At 62.4% G+C, this 14,549-nt stretch carries 11 protein-coding genes; 5 read left to right on the top strand and 6 right to left on the bottom strand.

Annotated features, from left to right (window positions below):
* Positions 1–137 precede the first annotated feature (137 nt).
* Positions 138–1,652, top strand: coding sequence for an L-piperidine-6-carboxylate dehydrogenase (gene amaB / locus AC3EMP_RS29820; RefSeq protein WP_023671784.1), 1,515 nt, complete (start codon positions 138–140; stop codon positions 1,650–1,652).
* Between the two features lie 207 nt (positions 1,653–1,859).
* On the opposite strand, the gene AC3EMP_RS29815 is transcribed toward amaB, so the two are convergent.
* Entirely contained in the window at positions 1,860–2,729 is an 870-nt protein-coding gene (locus AC3EMP_RS29815; protein ID WP_023828185.1) for a hypothetical protein, read from the bottom strand.
* A gap of 584 nt (positions 2,730–3,313) precedes the next feature.
* On the opposite strand from AC3EMP_RS29815, the gene asnB reads away from it, so the two are divergent.
* The 4 genes from asnB to nadE are packed head-to-tail and all read left to right on the top strand — an operon-like array spanning position 3,314 to position 8,109.
* Positions 3,314–5,251, top strand: coding sequence for an asparagine synthase (glutamine-hydrolyzing) (gene asnB, locus AC3EMP_RS29810; protein WP_352711292.1), 1,938 nt, complete (start codon positions 3,314–3,316; stop codon positions 5,249–5,251).
* A gap of 25 nt (positions 5,252–5,276) precedes the next feature.
* Positions 5,277–5,537: an acyl carrier protein gene (locus AC3EMP_RS29805; RefSeq protein WP_023686311.1), complete on the top strand. Its 261-nt coding sequence runs from the start codon at positions 5,277–5,279 to the stop codon at positions 5,535–5,537.
* A gap of 23 nt (positions 5,538–5,560) precedes the next feature.
* Positions 5,561–7,108 (top strand): class I adenylate-forming enzyme family protein, encoded by a 1,548-nt coding sequence (locus tag AC3EMP_RS29800; RefSeq protein ID WP_023686310.1) that lies wholly within the window; start codon positions 5,561–5,563, stop codon positions 7,106–7,108.
* Positions 7,105–8,109 carry an NAD(+) synthase gene (gene nadE / locus AC3EMP_RS29795; RefSeq protein ID WP_023696871.1) on the top strand — a complete coding sequence of 335 codons (1,005 nt, stop codon included), beginning with the start codon at positions 7,105–7,107 and terminating at the stop codon, positions 8,107–8,109. Before AC3EMP_RS29800 ends, nadE begins: the two co-directional genes overlap by 4 nt.
* Before the next feature lie 134 nt (positions 8,110–8,243).
* Here nadE and AC3EMP_RS29790 read toward each other — a convergent pair whose 3' ends face one another.
* From AC3EMP_RS29790 to AC3EMP_RS29770, 5 genes are all read right to left on the bottom strand, one after another.
* Positions 8,244–9,359: a hypothetical protein gene (locus tag AC3EMP_RS29790; RefSeq protein WP_023696870.1), complete on the bottom strand. Its 1,116-nt coding sequence runs from the start codon at positions 9,357–9,359 to the stop codon at positions 8,244–8,246.
* The gene (locus AC3EMP_RS29785) at positions 9,356–10,084 is read right to left on the bottom strand and encodes a N5-glutamine methyltransferase family protein (protein WP_023696869.1); all 729 of its coding nucleotides are present in this window, start codon (positions 10,082–10,084) and stop codon (positions 9,356–9,358) included. The genes AC3EMP_RS29790 and AC3EMP_RS29785 overlap by 4 nt, the downstream gene beginning before the upstream one ends.
* Before the next feature lie 169 nt (positions 10,085–10,253).
* Positions 10,254–11,360, bottom strand: coding sequence for a glycosyltransferase (locus tag AC3EMP_RS29780; protein ID WP_023691695.1), 1,107 nt, complete (start codon positions 11,358–11,360; stop codon positions 10,254–10,256).
* 1 nt (position 11,361) lies between these two features.
* Positions 11,362–12,975: a GumC family protein gene (locus AC3EMP_RS29775; protein WP_031196492.1), complete on the bottom strand. Its 1,614-nt coding sequence runs from the start codon at positions 12,973–12,975 to the stop codon at positions 11,362–11,364.
* A 218-nt stretch (positions 12,976–13,193) separates the two neighbouring features.
* Positions 13,194–14,456 carry a VpsF family polysaccharide biosynthesis protein gene (locus tag AC3EMP_RS29770; RefSeq protein WP_023671794.1) on the bottom strand — a complete coding sequence of 421 codons (1,263 nt, stop codon included), beginning with the start codon at positions 14,454–14,456 and terminating at the stop codon, positions 13,194–13,196.
* Positions 14,457–14,549 lie beyond the last annotated feature (93 nt).

Here is a 14,549-nt window from a genome sequence, read left to right as displayed (position 1 = left end):
TGGACCATGCCGGGGTGGCGATTTTCCCCTGAAACGAGTAATGGCACGCCATGACAGCGCTTGCGGCATGCGGGCGATAATGGCGCCAAGGCTCGACCGCCGCCCTATGATGGCGAGCGGATCTGAAAGGGACAAAAATGACGATAGCGAAGGAAACGGCCGAACTTCTGGCGAAACTGGGTGTGGCCAAGGACGCGCTGACCGGCGGCGACCTCGTCGTGCGCAGTCCGGTGACGGGTGAACAGATCGCGGCGCTGAAGACGATTTCGCCGGCCGATGCGGCCAAGACCATCGATGCCGCGCACACGGCGTTCCAGGCCTGGCGGATGGTGCCGGGTCCCCGGCGCGGCGAACTGGTGCGGCTGCTCGGCGAGGAGTTGCGCGCGCACAAAACCGAGCTTGGCCGGCTGGTGTCGATCGAGGTTGGCAAGATCCCGTCGGAAGGCCTCGGCGAAGTCCAGGAAATGATCGACATCTGCGATTTCGCCGTCGGCCTTTCCCGCCAGCTCTACGGTCTGACCATCGCCACCGAGCGTCCGGGACATCGCATGATGGAGACCTGGCATCCGCTCGGCGTCGTCGGCGTCATTTCGGCCTTCAACTTCCCGGTCGCGGTGTGGTCGTGGAACGCGGCGCTCGCGCTGGTCTGCGGCGACGCCGTGGTGTGGAAGCCCTCGGAAAAGACGCCGCTGACGGCGCTCGCCTGCGAGGCGATTTTTGCCGGCGCGGTCAAGCGCTTCGGCGCAGATGCGCCGCAGGGCCTGGCACCGGTGCTGATTGGCGACCGCTCCGTCGGCGAGATCCTGGTCGACCACCCGAAGGTGGCGCTGGTTTCGGCCACCGGCTCGACCCGCATGGGCCGGGATGTCGGCCCGCGTCTGGCCAAGCGCTTTGCCCGCGCCGTGCTCGAACTCGGCGGCAACAATGCCGGCATCGTCTGCCCGACCGCCGATCTCGACATGGCGCTGCGCGCCATCGCCTTTGGCGCCATGGGCACCGCCGGCCAGCGCTGCACGACGCTGCGGCGCCTGTTCGTGCATGACAGCGTCTATGACGCGCTGCTGCCGCGGCTGAAGAAGGCCTATGAGAGCGTCTCGGTCGGCAATCCGCTGGAGACGTCTTCGCTCGTCGGGCCGCTGATCGACAAGGCGGCCTTCGACGCCATGCAGAAGGCGCTCAAGGAAGCCACCGCTCACGGCGGCAAGCTGACCGGCGGTTCGCGGGTCGAGAATGGCCATCCCGATGCCTATTACGTGCATCCGGCGCTGGTCGAAATGCCGAAGCAGGTGGCTCCTGTCACCGAAGAAACCTTCGCGCCGATCCTCTACGTGATGAAATATTCCGATTTCGATGCCGTGCTCGACGAGCACAATGCGGTCGGCGCCGGACTGTCGTCGTCGATCTTCACCCGCGACCTGCAGGAATCCGAGCGCTTCCTCGGCGTCGATGGTTCGGATTGCGGCATCGCCAACGTCAACATCGGCACGTCGGGCGCCGAGATCGGCGGCGCCTTCGGCGGCGAGAAGGAAACCGGCGGCGGGCGCGAGAGCGGCTCCGATGCCTGGAAGGCCTATATGCGCCGCGCCACCAACACGGTGAACTATTCCAAGGCGCTGCCGCTGGCGCAGGGCGTGTCATTCGACATCGATTGAGATGCTGCGCCCGGCTTTTGACCAGTTGATCCACCCGAACCCGTCGGGCGGATCGCTGCCGCTCGCGCGGATCGTTCCGCTTTCAGGCTTCGCCCCCGCTGTCCAGATGTCCGTATCCCGACGGCGGAAAGGCCACCTCGGCCATGCGCCCGGACGGGTCCTCGCGGTCGGCACGATCGGCTGCGCAACAGCGTCTGCGCCGAACGTTCAGCCAGCGTGCGGCGACGCCGGTCGGCAGGCCTCGAACGCGGCATCGATGACGGCAAGCTTGGCGGCCTGCACGGTCATGTATTCCTGGTAGAAGCTGTTGGACACCCACATCACCGAATGCCCGCGCCGGCCCAGCCAGCCGACGCTGCCGAGCTTTTCGGCGTCGCGCAATTTGCGCGCAAGATGGGTGCGCGAGAGTTTTAGCCAACTGGCGAATTCGCCGATCGAAACCACGCTGGTCGGGATCCGGTCGAGGGCGGCATTGTCGGGATCGATGCCGGACATCAGCCAATCCATGACGATGCCGCCATTGTTGAGCCAGATGAACAGCGAAAACGTCTGCTTGGGCTCACGCACTGGGTTGGAGGAGAGCAGGCCTTCCGCCACCAGCGGCTGCAGCCTGGAAATCATGCCGTGCTGCTCGAGAAAGGCGGCGAGGCGGCTGCCGCTGTCGAGACCGTCGAGCGTGCGCAGATGCGCAACCACCCAGCCGTCGAATTCCTTCAGCGTCGCTGCCGTCACCTGAAAGGGATGGGCTCGTCCATCACCGGTGTGCGGCAGGTATTCGATGATGTGATAGTATAGCATCTCCTTGATGAAGGCTTCGGCCGTGTTGCGGCTAGCGACGGAATAGTGAAGCACGGCATCGATGAAGCGGGCCAGTGTCAGTTCCGTGCGGGGATCGCGCGGGTCGCGGGCGAAATGCAGGGCTAGGCCGGTGTGAGCCAGCAACCAGCGCTGTTGCGTGGCGAACACGGCGGCCAGGCGTGGGCTCGTTTCATAGATATGCAGCAACGCCTTCGACTGCGCCTCGACATGACGGTGCAGCGCCGGATGGCCGGCAATATATTCGAAATTCAGCGCCATCCTCCTCGTCCTCCGGCCAGCCCCCCGGCAGCGAAGACGTGCAATCACATTTCCAGCCTTAGCCGCCCGTGTCAGGCCATGCCAACCCGGACAAAAGGCCTAGAGCGATCAACCGTTCTACAGACACGTTGAAACCCCCGTCATCTCTTGATTTCGAGGCAAATTGCTTGAGAAGCGCCGCGCGCTTCTGCAGAGAAAACCGTGTCACACTTTTTTGGAAACGCTCTGGTCCGTTCGCGCCTAGGGCGTGTCGGAAAACGCTAAGCCATTGCAACCGTTGAAAAACCTACCGCAATAATAGTCAGCCCGGCAGCCTGCGGTTAGAATTTGCCTTAAGATCGCCAGCACGTTGCGCGCGGTCCGTTTGTATCCAGGCGGTTCGCCACGTCGGAGCGCCTGGGCTATCGTTCCGGCTATTACGGCCGCAAGCGCGAGGTGATGGAGAGCCATCGCGTCCTAGCCACGAAGACCACATCGTGGCAAACTTCTTGTTAACCACATGCTCGGTGAAATTATCGGATTAACCCCAGATGCCACTATCGAGGTTATGTTCCGTACCTTAGCGTTCAATATGAGTTCAAGGGATGTGTGGATTCGGGGGTTATTTCGGGTCAATCCGGGATGCGGAAGCTTTGCTCACGCACATGGTAGCCGCAATTGCCCATCGTGGGCCGGATGAGCAAGGGAAATTCGTAGCACCCGATGCCGGGCTCGGGCATGCGCGGCTGTCGGTGATCGGCATCGGCGATGGCCAGCAACCGATGTCCGACGAGGCCGGCAATTTGACGATTGCGTTCAACGGCGAGATTTTCAACTACATAGAACTGCGCGAAGGGCTGATCGCCAAGGGCCGGCACTTTCGGACGTCGAGCGACACAGAGGTCATCCTTCAGCTCTATGAGGAGATGGGCGAAGACTGCTTGTCTCTCCTGAACGGTGATTTCGCCTTGGCGATATGGGACAATCGGCAGCGACGAATGGTGCTTGCACGAGACCGCATGGGTGTCCGGCCGCTGTTCTACACAAGCAAGGACGGGGTGCTTTACTTTGCCTCGGAGATCAAAGCCCTGCTGAAGGTCCCGGGCGTCTCCGCTGAAATTGATCCGGTTGCGCTGGATCAGATCTTTACGCTGTGGGCGCCGATCGCTCCGCGCACGGCGTTCCGCAATATCCACGAGTTGGAACCGGCAAGTGTGATGATCGCGACGCAGGGGCAGGTCACGGTCAAACGGTACTGGCACCTGGACTATCCGCATCGTGATGAGCCGTCGAAGATCACGAACGAGGACCACGCGGCAGAGGAATTGCAAGCCCTTCTGACCGATGCGGTGAGGCTTCGCATGCGGGCCGACGTGCCGGTCGGTTCCTATCTTTCCGGAGGGCTCGATTCGTCGCTTGTTTCGGCGCTTGCCGCCGGCATGACTCCTCGGAGACTGGAGACATTTTCCGTAACCTTCGACAGCGCCGAGCATGACGAAAGCGCCTTTCAGACCGAAATGGCCTCGGCGCTCGGCACGCGCCACCACGCCATAGAATGCGGCGCCCGCGATATCGCCAGCGTCTTTCCTGAGGTCATCCGCTTTACCGAGCGGCCGATCATCCGCACGGCGCCAGCGCCACTCTACAAATTGTCCGCCCTGGTTCGCCAGGCCGGCCTGAAGGTGGTGCTGACGGGTGAAGGCGCCGACGAGGTCTTCGCCGGTTACGACGTCTTCAAGGAGGCGCGTGTCCGCCGGTTCTGCGGGCGGCAGCCCACATCGCGCATGAGGCCGCAGCTGTTCCGCCGGCTTTACCCGTATCTGCCGGGCCTGCAACAGCAATCGGTGGAGTATCTGGCTGCCTTCTTCGGCACCAGCAACGCTGCCCTCGACGATCCGCTGTTCTCGCATCGGCCACGCTTCAAGACCACGGCGGCGGCGAAAATCTTCTTTTCCGGCGACCTGCGCGCGACGTTGAAGGGTTATGACGCAGCTGAAGAGCTGACCAGCCGCCTACCCGAGGCGTTTTCCCTATGGCATCCGCTGCATCAGGCGCAATATCTCGAAACCCGCTTCCTCCTGCCCGGCTACATCCTCTCCAGCCAAGGCGATCGGATGGCCATGGCGCACGGCATCGAAGGGCGGTTTCCTTTCCTGGATCATCGCGTGGTAGAGTTCGCGGCAAGACTTCCGCCGGAGATGAAACTGAAAGGCTTGGTGGAGAAGCACATATTGCGCAAGGTGGCCAGGCACCACCTTCCGGCGGCGATCGGTAAACGCACCAAGCAACCTTACCGCGCCCCGGAGGCCCGCTCCTTCGTCGGGGCGGAGGAACTAGACTATGTTCGTGACTGCCTGGGCGAGGCGAGCATTACCGCCGGCGGCCTGTTCAACGCCAAGGCGGTGGCCAAGCTCCACGAGAAATGCCGCATGGAGACCGCGACCGGATTTCGCGACAACGCCGCCTTCGTCGGCATTCTGTCGACGCAGCTGTGGCAGAAGAATTTCGCCGGCCAAGCGGTCGGCGCGGCAAGAGCGGCCTGAGACGGCGAGGAAAAGGAAAGACACGATGACGGCAATCAAGGACAGGGTCAGAAGCTTTATCGTCGACAACTTCCTGTTCGGCGACACCTCCTACAAACTGTCGGATTCAGCCTCGCTGATCGAGAACGACATTATCGACTCGACTGCGGTGCTTGAGCTGGTGGCCTTCATCGAGGACAATTTCGGCATCGCGATGGTGGATGCCGACATCGTTCCGACCAACCTGGACTCGCTTGACCGCATCTCGTCCTTCATCGAGGCGAGAGCACAAACGCTGGCAGCGTAAGCGCCAACGGCGAGGAACGTCCCGTGCGGATCGAGCATTTTCTGGTGGCGAAGGCTGCTGCCCACCCGGCCAAGACGGCATTGGTCACCAGGGGCAAAAGGCTGAGCTACGAAGAACTCGACGACCTTTCGAGCCGGCTGGCCACCGCTCTCTTCATGAATGGGATCAGGCGCGACGACCGCGTTCTGATCTTCATGGACAATTGCTGGGAGGCCGCCGTATCGATCTTTGCCGCACTCAAGGCAGGTGCGACCTTCAGTCCGATCAACCCCTCCACAAAGGCCGACAAGCTCGGTTACGTCATCGCCGATTGCGACGCCAGGGCGGTCCTGACGCAGGCGAAGCTGGTGCCCGTGGTCACCGAAGCCTGCGCATCGCAAGGCAAGACCGGCATCTTCGTGGCTTCCACCCCTGGGGCCGATGGGCAATGCCCGGCAGGGGCCGCGTCCCTGACTGACTGCCTGACGTTCGATGGCGCGGAGGTGAACCATCGCGGCATCGACGTCGACCTTGCGATGCTGATCTACACGTCAGGTTCGACCGGCCGGCCCAAGGGTGTGATGATGACGCATCGCAATTGCGACGCTGCCGCGGGGTCGATCGCCACCTATCTGCGCAACGCGCCGGACGACATCATCCTGAACGTCCTCCCGCTTGCCTTCGACTATGGCCTCTATCAGTTGCTGATGGCAGTCAGGCTCGGGGCCACGCTGGTGCTCGAGAAGTCCTTCGCCTTCCCGCACGAGATCTTCGAACGCATCCGCAAAGAGGGCGTCACCGGCCTTCCGCTGGTGCCTACCATGGCGGCGATGATCCTGCAGATGCGTGATCTGGCGCCGGGTTTCCTGCCCAGCCTCCGCTATATTTCCAACACCGCGGCCGCCTTGCCGCCAGCCCACATAGAACGCCTGCGCTCGCTGCTGCCCGGCGTCCGGATCTATTCGATGTATGGGCTGACCGAATGCAAGCGCTGCACCTATTTGCCACCCGAGGAACTTGACCGCCGGCCAGGGTCGGTCGGCATAGCCATCCCCAACACGGAAGCCTTTGTCGTCGACGACCTTGGACAACGCGTGCCGGCGGGCGTGGCAGGTGAGCTCGTTATCCGCGGTCCGCACGTCATGCAGGGCTATTGGCGCAACCAGGCCGCGACGGAACGAGCGCTCCGGCCGGGGCCTAACCCTTGGGAAAAGGTGCTCTATACGGGCGACCTGTTCCAGACCGACGAGGACGGCTTTCTCTATTTTGTCGGGCGTAAGGACGATATCATCAAGACGCGTGGCGAGAAGGTCGCCCCCAAGGAAGTGGAGGCAGTGCTCCACGCCCATCCAGGTATCGCGGAAGCGGTGGTCGTCGGCGTGCCGGATCCGGTGCTGGGGCATGCGATTGGCGCGCTCGTCGTGCGGTCCGATCCGGCGCTTGGCGGAAAGGACATCATTCGTCACTGCGCGCGGCACCTGGAGGATTTCATGGTCCCCAAAATCATAGAGTTCCGCAGCGAATTACCGAAGACGGAGTCGGGCAAGGTCAGCCGCCGGCTCGCGGCTGAGATGATGGAGGCCGAGCAATGAACATCGGCTCAACCCAGGATGCGCCGGCCTTCACGCAAGCCCTGGTCATCGATCCCGCCGCCGAAACGGACAGGATCGTGGCGGCCCTGCGCGAGCAGTTGCGCGGCATTCGCAAGCGCGGCCTCGTGCTCGGTCTTTCGGGCGGTATAGATTCCAGCGTTTCGGCTGCATTGGCCGCGCGTGCCGTCGGCCACCAGAATGTGCTGTGCGTGCTCATGCCGGAAAGCGATTCCGACCCCGAAAGCCTGCGACTCGGCCATCTGGTCGCCGACACTTTCGGCGTCGAGGCCGTTGTGGAGGATATCGGGCCGACCCTGCGGGCAATGGGCTGCTATGAACGCCGCGACGCCTTCATCCGCGAAATGGTCCCGGACTATGGCAAGGGCTGGGCCTCAAAGATCGTGATCGCGAACGTGCTCGAAGGCGAGGGCTACAACATCTCCTCGCTGGTGGTGCAGGACCCGCAAGGCAAGCAGACGAAACTGCGGATGCCGGTGACGGTCTATCTCGGCATCGTTGCCGCCACCAACATGAAGCAGCGCACCCGCAAGCAGATCGAATATTATCATGCCGACCGGCTGAACTTCGCCGTGCTCGGCACACCGAACCGGCTGGAATACGATCAGGGGTTCTTCGTCAAGAACGGCGACGGCGCCGCCGACGTCAAGCCGATCGCGCATCTCTACAAGACGCAGGTCTATGCGCTAGCCGCCTATCTCGGCATTCCGGAAGAGGTCCGCAACCGGCCGCCGACCACCGACACCTACTCGCTGGCGCAGACGCAGGAAGAATTCTACTTCTCCCTGCCTTACGATCGGATGGATCTGTGTCTCTACGGCCTCAACAACGGCGTGTCCGCCGAGGTGGTAGGGCAAGCGGCGGGATTGACCGCCTCACAGATCGAACGCGTCTGGGCCGACATCGCCGCCAAGCGAAAGGCAACGCGCTATCTGCACCTGCGCCCGCAGCTCGTTGACGGCGTGGACGAAGTCGGCTCCTGACCTATGCATATCGAGCAAAAGTGATCCGGTCTTGCGATACGACATGCATGAAAGAAATACTAAGCTCTTGTCTTTACGCAATTCCGGACGGAAAGCCGCGCACCCTTTCCTGGAATTGCTGTAGGCGGAACGCTTCAGGTGAAGCGGCCGCCGATCAACTGGCTCCACTGCTCGCCCGCAAGCCCGTTCAGAAAGACCTGCGCGTTCTTCATGGCATCGAGAAGCTCGGGATCGCGTGAATGCACGACGGTCGAGGCGACCGGTATGAAGGCTATGCGTCTTACAAGCATGGCGTCCAGAAGCGCGGGCTGGACGCGGCCGCGCAAGCCGGAGACACCGCGCCGGGCGGCATGCTCGACCAGGCAATCGATCACCGGCCCGGCCTGGCCGGGAAGAGCGAGGACCTGCAGCACGCGGCCGATCCCGTCCGGTCGCGCGTAATAGGCGAAAGCGCCGACATTGGCGCCGTTCGGCGATGCCACCGACACGTAGACAAGCTCTCCGAAATCCGGCTTTTGCGCCGCATCGCCCAGAATATGGTTGAGCTGACCTTCCGCCCACTGCGGACGTAGCGGAAATTGGGCGCAAAGCGGCTCCAGCAGCCCCGCAAAGCTGCCGCTGTCGATCTCGGAGGTCCGAAATGCCCCCCGGCTCGATGCGTTGGCGACGACGCCGGTCCAGCGTCGTTGACTGCCCTTCATTTTGCGAAGGTAGAGCCGGTCGACGATCCGGGCGAGCGGGTTGAACATCCAGGCAAGCTTCATGTGATTGGCAAAAAGGCTGAGCATGAAGGTCGCCGGCCGCATCACGCGAACCCAGTCAAGGCTGTATTGCGGCAGCACAACGCCGCGAAGCCGCGTCCACAGTTTCACGGACGTATCATTGGCGGTTTCGCTGAAGGAGATGTCCTGCGGACCATCGAGGAAGGCCTTCAACAGGCGGGCACCGGCCATCGGATCGGTCTCGTGATCCTCGACCATCAGCGAACTGCAGATGGCAGCGTAGAGCTGCCGGCCGTTGAATTTCATCGGCAGCGCATGAACGCCGACGAACCCGGAAACCTGGCCGGCGTCATTGACATGGACAAGCGAACGGAGCCCGCTGCCCCAGTCGGGTGCGTCCAGATAAAACCGCCTCATGTAATCGACGAGGGAGGCCGGCGCTGGCCCCCGCTTCTTGCGCAGCATGCGTTGAAACATGCCCGCGACGGCCGCAAGGTCGGCCTGATCGAGGGCGCGGACGACGCTCACGCCGGGCTCCCGGTTCCGGGAACCCGGCCACCATGTTTGCGCGCCATGGCGACACGGGGCTGGCCGTCGGCCGTCACGGCAAAGGTTGGGGTTTCGTAGGATTTCGTTCTCGATAAAAGGGTTGCTATCTGCCGATCTTGACCTTCGCCGAACTCAAACAGCAGCCATCCGCCTGGCTTGAGGAAAGCTGCGGCATCCCGGACCAGCCTTTGGAGGATCGAAATACCGTAAGGGCCGCCGTCGAAAGCTTCCCGAGGTTCGTTCTCCAACAGATGCGCGCTTTCGCTATCGAGACGGGACGACGAAATATAGGGCGGGTTGCACAAAACCATGTCGGCAGCGCCGTGGAGGCCGTCACCCTCGATCGCGGCAAATAGGTCGCCTTGCCGGACCTTGATCCTGTCCTGCAGGGCGAGGCGCACAACATTGCGGCGGGCAAGCGAAACCGTGCTGTCGGTCAGGTCCGCCGCCCATGCCCGAGCCCGAGGACATTCGCTGACGATGCCCACGGCAAGATTGCCGCTGCCGCAGCACATGTCGATCAGGATCGTTTCGTGCGCCTGTTCGCCAAGAATGGCCGCGGCCGTCCGGCCAAGCAGTTCCGTTTCGGCTCGCGGCACCAGGACGTCAGGCGCGAGTTCCAGCTCAACCCGCATGAAGCGGTGCAATCGCGGCCAATTGCGATCGTTTGCACGGCCGGCAGGAAGGCTGTGATGCTGCGGCAAGGAAAATCCCTATCCTGAGGATAAAACGCGGGTTCCCTGTTGTTACCAACTCCGGGTAAATTGATGTTAAAGATCATGATTGGATTGGGAGTAACCGGCCTATGTTGGCGGCGTCCTGTCCCATCAATGGCGGATTCCTGTGCCGCCGCAAGCCGATCCATGCGCTAATTCAGAGCAACGCCTCGTACCGGTCTCCGATCTTTTCAATTTCGAAATCCGCCGCCCTGCTTTTCAGGATCGCGGCGGTTGTCGGCTGGTCGAGCATTCCGGCCATCGCCACTGCCAGGGCCGCGGCATCGCCGACCGGCACCAGGGCGCCGAAGCGGCCGTCATCAAGTATTTCGCGCGGGCCGTGCGGCGCGTCCGTGGAGACCACCGGAATCCCCGCTGCCATGGCCTCGACCAGAACATTGCCGAAGCCCTCGCTGGTCGATGATAGGACGAACAAGTCAGCTACGGCGTAGCAGGCCGCCGGATCATTGACATAGCCCGCAAACAGAACGTCTGCGCCGATACCGGATTCTTCGGCATAGGCGCGCAACTCGTCGGCCAGCGGACCCTCGCCGAAGATGACAAGCCGGGCCCGGCGCCCGGCGCGCAGCACAGCGAAGGCCCGCAGCAACGTCCAATGATCCTTAACGGGCACCAGGCGTCCGGCGGTGATGATGATGGGGCCGTCGCCCATCGCCGCGAGCTCTGCCTGCCAGGCGTAGGCGCGTTGCTGGGATGCCGCAGCCGGCGGCAGCGGGTTGTTGATGACCACGACCTTGGATTTCGGGAAGCCTCGGGCCACAAGATCGCCGCCGACACCCTCAGAAACCGCGATGGCCCTGGTGGCGCGGGCCGCAACCAGGGCCGAAAGCCAGACCGCCATTTTCGCGCCAAGGCTGCCGGAAGGCAGTGAGGCGGCGGCGTGGAAACTCGGGAAGAACCGCGCCCTGCTTCGCGCGAGGGAAAGCGCCAGCGCCACGACCAGATTGGCGAATTCCGGGGCGCTGTAGATCGCGTCGGGAGAAAGGCGGCCAAGCAGGCCCGCGCTTCGCACGATGCCTTTCAATGTCGCCCACTTGCCATAACCCTCGCCGCGAATGGGGAGGCCGAAATCGACCAGATGCACGGCAGGCGAAAGCAGGGCGGCATTGGGCCCCTGCGCGTTCCAGGTAAAAAGCGTGACGTTGTGGCCGCGCGATGCCAGCTCGTTCGCTATCAGGACGAACACACGCTCGGCGCCGCCGCCCCTGAGGCTGGCAATGTGAAAGACAATCCGCTTCGCCATTTCAGGCGCGGCTGGCAATGACATCCGGGCGGTTCGGCGGAAGCCGCATGTCGCGCACGATACCCAGGGTAATGGCGAGCAACATGCCGAGGATCATGCCGCCAATGGCCCCCAGGCCGATCATCACGACGGTGCGCGGGGGCCATGAACGGCCCTTTGGCGGCACTGCGGTGGAAATCACCTGCACATTGGTGCTGTCGATCTGTTCGCGCTCGGTTATCTGGCGTGCCCGCGACAGGAAGCTCTCATAGATAGCCGTCTTCGACGCGGCGTCACGTTCAAGCTCACGCAAGGCGACCTCGGAATCGCTATCCGAGAACACGTTGCCCTTCAAGTCATTCATCTTGGCATTGAGGGAGGCCGACGAGGTTTTGGCGGCATCGAGATTGACCTTCGCCAGGCGCAGGGTGCGCGCGTATTCGGCGCTGAGTTGCGCGCTGACCGTGTTGTACTCCGTCTTCAGCCTGACGATCGACGGATGACGGGGGCCAAAGGTCATCGACTGCGAATCGATCTGCTGGCGCAGGCCGTTGGCCGTTGCGCGCAGCGCCACAAGCGCCTCCGACGTGGCGGGACCGGAATTGGTGCCGTTTGCGCCGGCGGCAAGCAGGGCGTCGTAACTTGCCTGCGCGGCGATGACGCGCGATTGCGTCTCCACGATCTGGCCGTTGAGCTGGGTCATGGTTTGCGAGGAAACAAGCTGCCCATTGCTGGTGGCCAGATTGTGGCTGCGCCTATAGGCTTCGACCTTCTCTTCGGCCGCCTGCACATCGCTCTTGAGCTGGCCCAGCCGCCCGTCCAGCGCCGCCGCGGCACGGCTGGCGCCGGAAGCCTCGGCGCTGGCCAGCTCTTCCTGGAAAGTCTTGACGATATCCTGCGAAATCAGGATCGCCTTGGCGGGGGTTTCCGCCGATACCATCAAGGTCGTGACAAACGACTTTTCATCCGCGATGCTGCCAACCCGTTCCGCCAGGTTCTTCAGGGCGGTAAGCTTTGGATCGGGTTTGGCGCCGTCCGTCCCTGTGCGGCTACGGTCCGCGTCGAAGAACTCCGGGTCACTGGCCAGGTCAAGATCGTCTACAACACGTGAAAGCACGCTGCCCGAGGTCAAGATGCGCTCTTTGCTGCGCGCGCTGAGCAGCTGTCCATCGACCTGGGCCGATTGCGGGTAAAGATCGTTCGGAACAACCTGAAGATTGGCGGGATTGATGAGGATGTCCGTGGTCACGGTGTAGCGCTGCTTGCTCAGCAGAGCGTAGGCACCGCCGATGATCCCGCCGGCTATTGCCAGCAGGCATACCAGAGCGAGGCCGGCGCGCAGCCAGACAAACAGACGCCCGAAATCGAGTTCGAGAAAGGTTCCGATCTTGTTGAGCGTCACCGTCGTGACGGGCTCGGCTACAGGCGGCGCCACGGGTGCAGGCGACACAGGGGCCGACGTTACAGGGGCCGACGTTACAGGGGCCGACGTTACAGCGGGTGCCGCCGCATGTGCCATGATCGGCGCGGTTTGTTGCGGCTTTGGCCTGCTGGCGCGCCGCGCATTTTCGATCCGTTCATAGGGGCTAATGCCGGCGGCGGCCGCGGCTGGAGGAGGACCGGAAGCGGCGGACATCATGCTAACCCTTTAATATTCAATACGCACAGCCTGCTTTACGGAAACATCGTTAACATTTCATTTTCCAGGCGTGTCAGGCGCGTTCCGGAACAGCGATCTATCCACCCTTGGTCGGTATTCTGCCACGCCCGTCGTAGCCTGGCAAAGCGTGCAGGCGTTTCAAATGGAAATACAAGAGGTCGTCGCGAGGGCACCCGCAAGGAGCGGGCTTGGCGTCATGTCGCTGTTGATGCTGGTTGGCCTTGAAGGGGCGTGCCGGTTTGGCGCCCATCCGGCTTTCGATAAGCGAGCAACAAGATGACGAGCAGCATGATATCCGGCGCCTTCGAAGAAAGGGCATTGTTTGACAATGCCGCGAGGATGGACGCGGCCGCTGCGATATGGGCGGCCCGAGGCGTATTGCGCAGGAGCTTGAAAAGGAACCGGAAGAAAGCAAACGCGAAGAGCAGGGCGATCGGCAGGCCGAACAAAAGCGTAAGAACGACCGGCGTGCTTTCGATGAAGGGGAGGTTGAGCTTTTCGTTGACGATCTTCAACAACTCGTTGGGATTCATGCCAAGCAGGATGTCCCTCCATTCAACGAACTTGAATACATCGTAGATCTTGACGCGCGCGTCGTAATTTTGATCAAAGAGCGTGTTGCTGAAGCGGTTCAGCAGCCCCGCCGAAAAGAGTATCGCAATCAGTATGGCGCCACCGGCCAGCGTCAGCATCAGCACCAGGAGTTTGGCCTGGCGTTGATGTCTGGGTGACAAGTCCGGCCAAGGCAGGAACACGAGCAGGAACAGGATCTCGCCGCAAGCGAGCAGCAGGGCGGTGCGCGCGCCCGAAGCGGCCGTGCCGATGAAGAGAATGAAGATGCAAAGCGCGCACACCCAGATACGCCACCGCGTCAATGCAACGAAACCTATGGCGGTGGTGCAAAGCGCGCCCAGCGCCAGCGGATGGGCCGACAGTCCGATCGGCCGAAAGTCCAGCTCAACGAGGGGATAGGGCAGGAATCGATGCTGGGTGACGGCCTCGATCGTTCCGATGATGGCGCTGAGGACGATCATGCCGACGATGACATTGCCAAGCGCCCTGCGCACATGGTCACCCAAGGCAAGCATGATCATCGCCGCGGCACAAGAGACCAGATAGGAATCGATTATGAAGCCGGCCGAGCCGGCACGGCCTATCACGAAGAGATAAGGCACCAGCCACAACAGCAGCAGCGAATATAACAATGTCGCCTTGAACAGCCTGACTTCATCGCCTTCGAGCCGAATTGGCCGGGTCGTGGCGATGACGACAAGCAGCAGAAAGATGGCATAGGTCCCGATATGCAGCTTTTCGGGAAACGACCCCCCCTCCGTCGAATAGGACATCACCATATTCATCAACTGCGGAGAGATGGTCGAGCGGAGCAGGAAAGCGAAGGCCGCGAGGAGAAAGAACAGGAGTGTGAGGGCGTCTTGGCGGCTGGCCTGCGCGGTCACGAACTGTTGCTCTGTGGGGGTGACACTCACGATTATCCGACCAGCGTTGCGGCTTGCGATTGAGATGGCAGGGGACGAACGCGCCCCCGGGTA

It is taken from the genome of Mesorhizobium sp. P160219 (assembly GCF_057786095.1).
The sequence above is the reverse complement of the archived record's forward strand: the minus strand, read 5'-3'. Positions and strand labels throughout refer to the sequence as shown.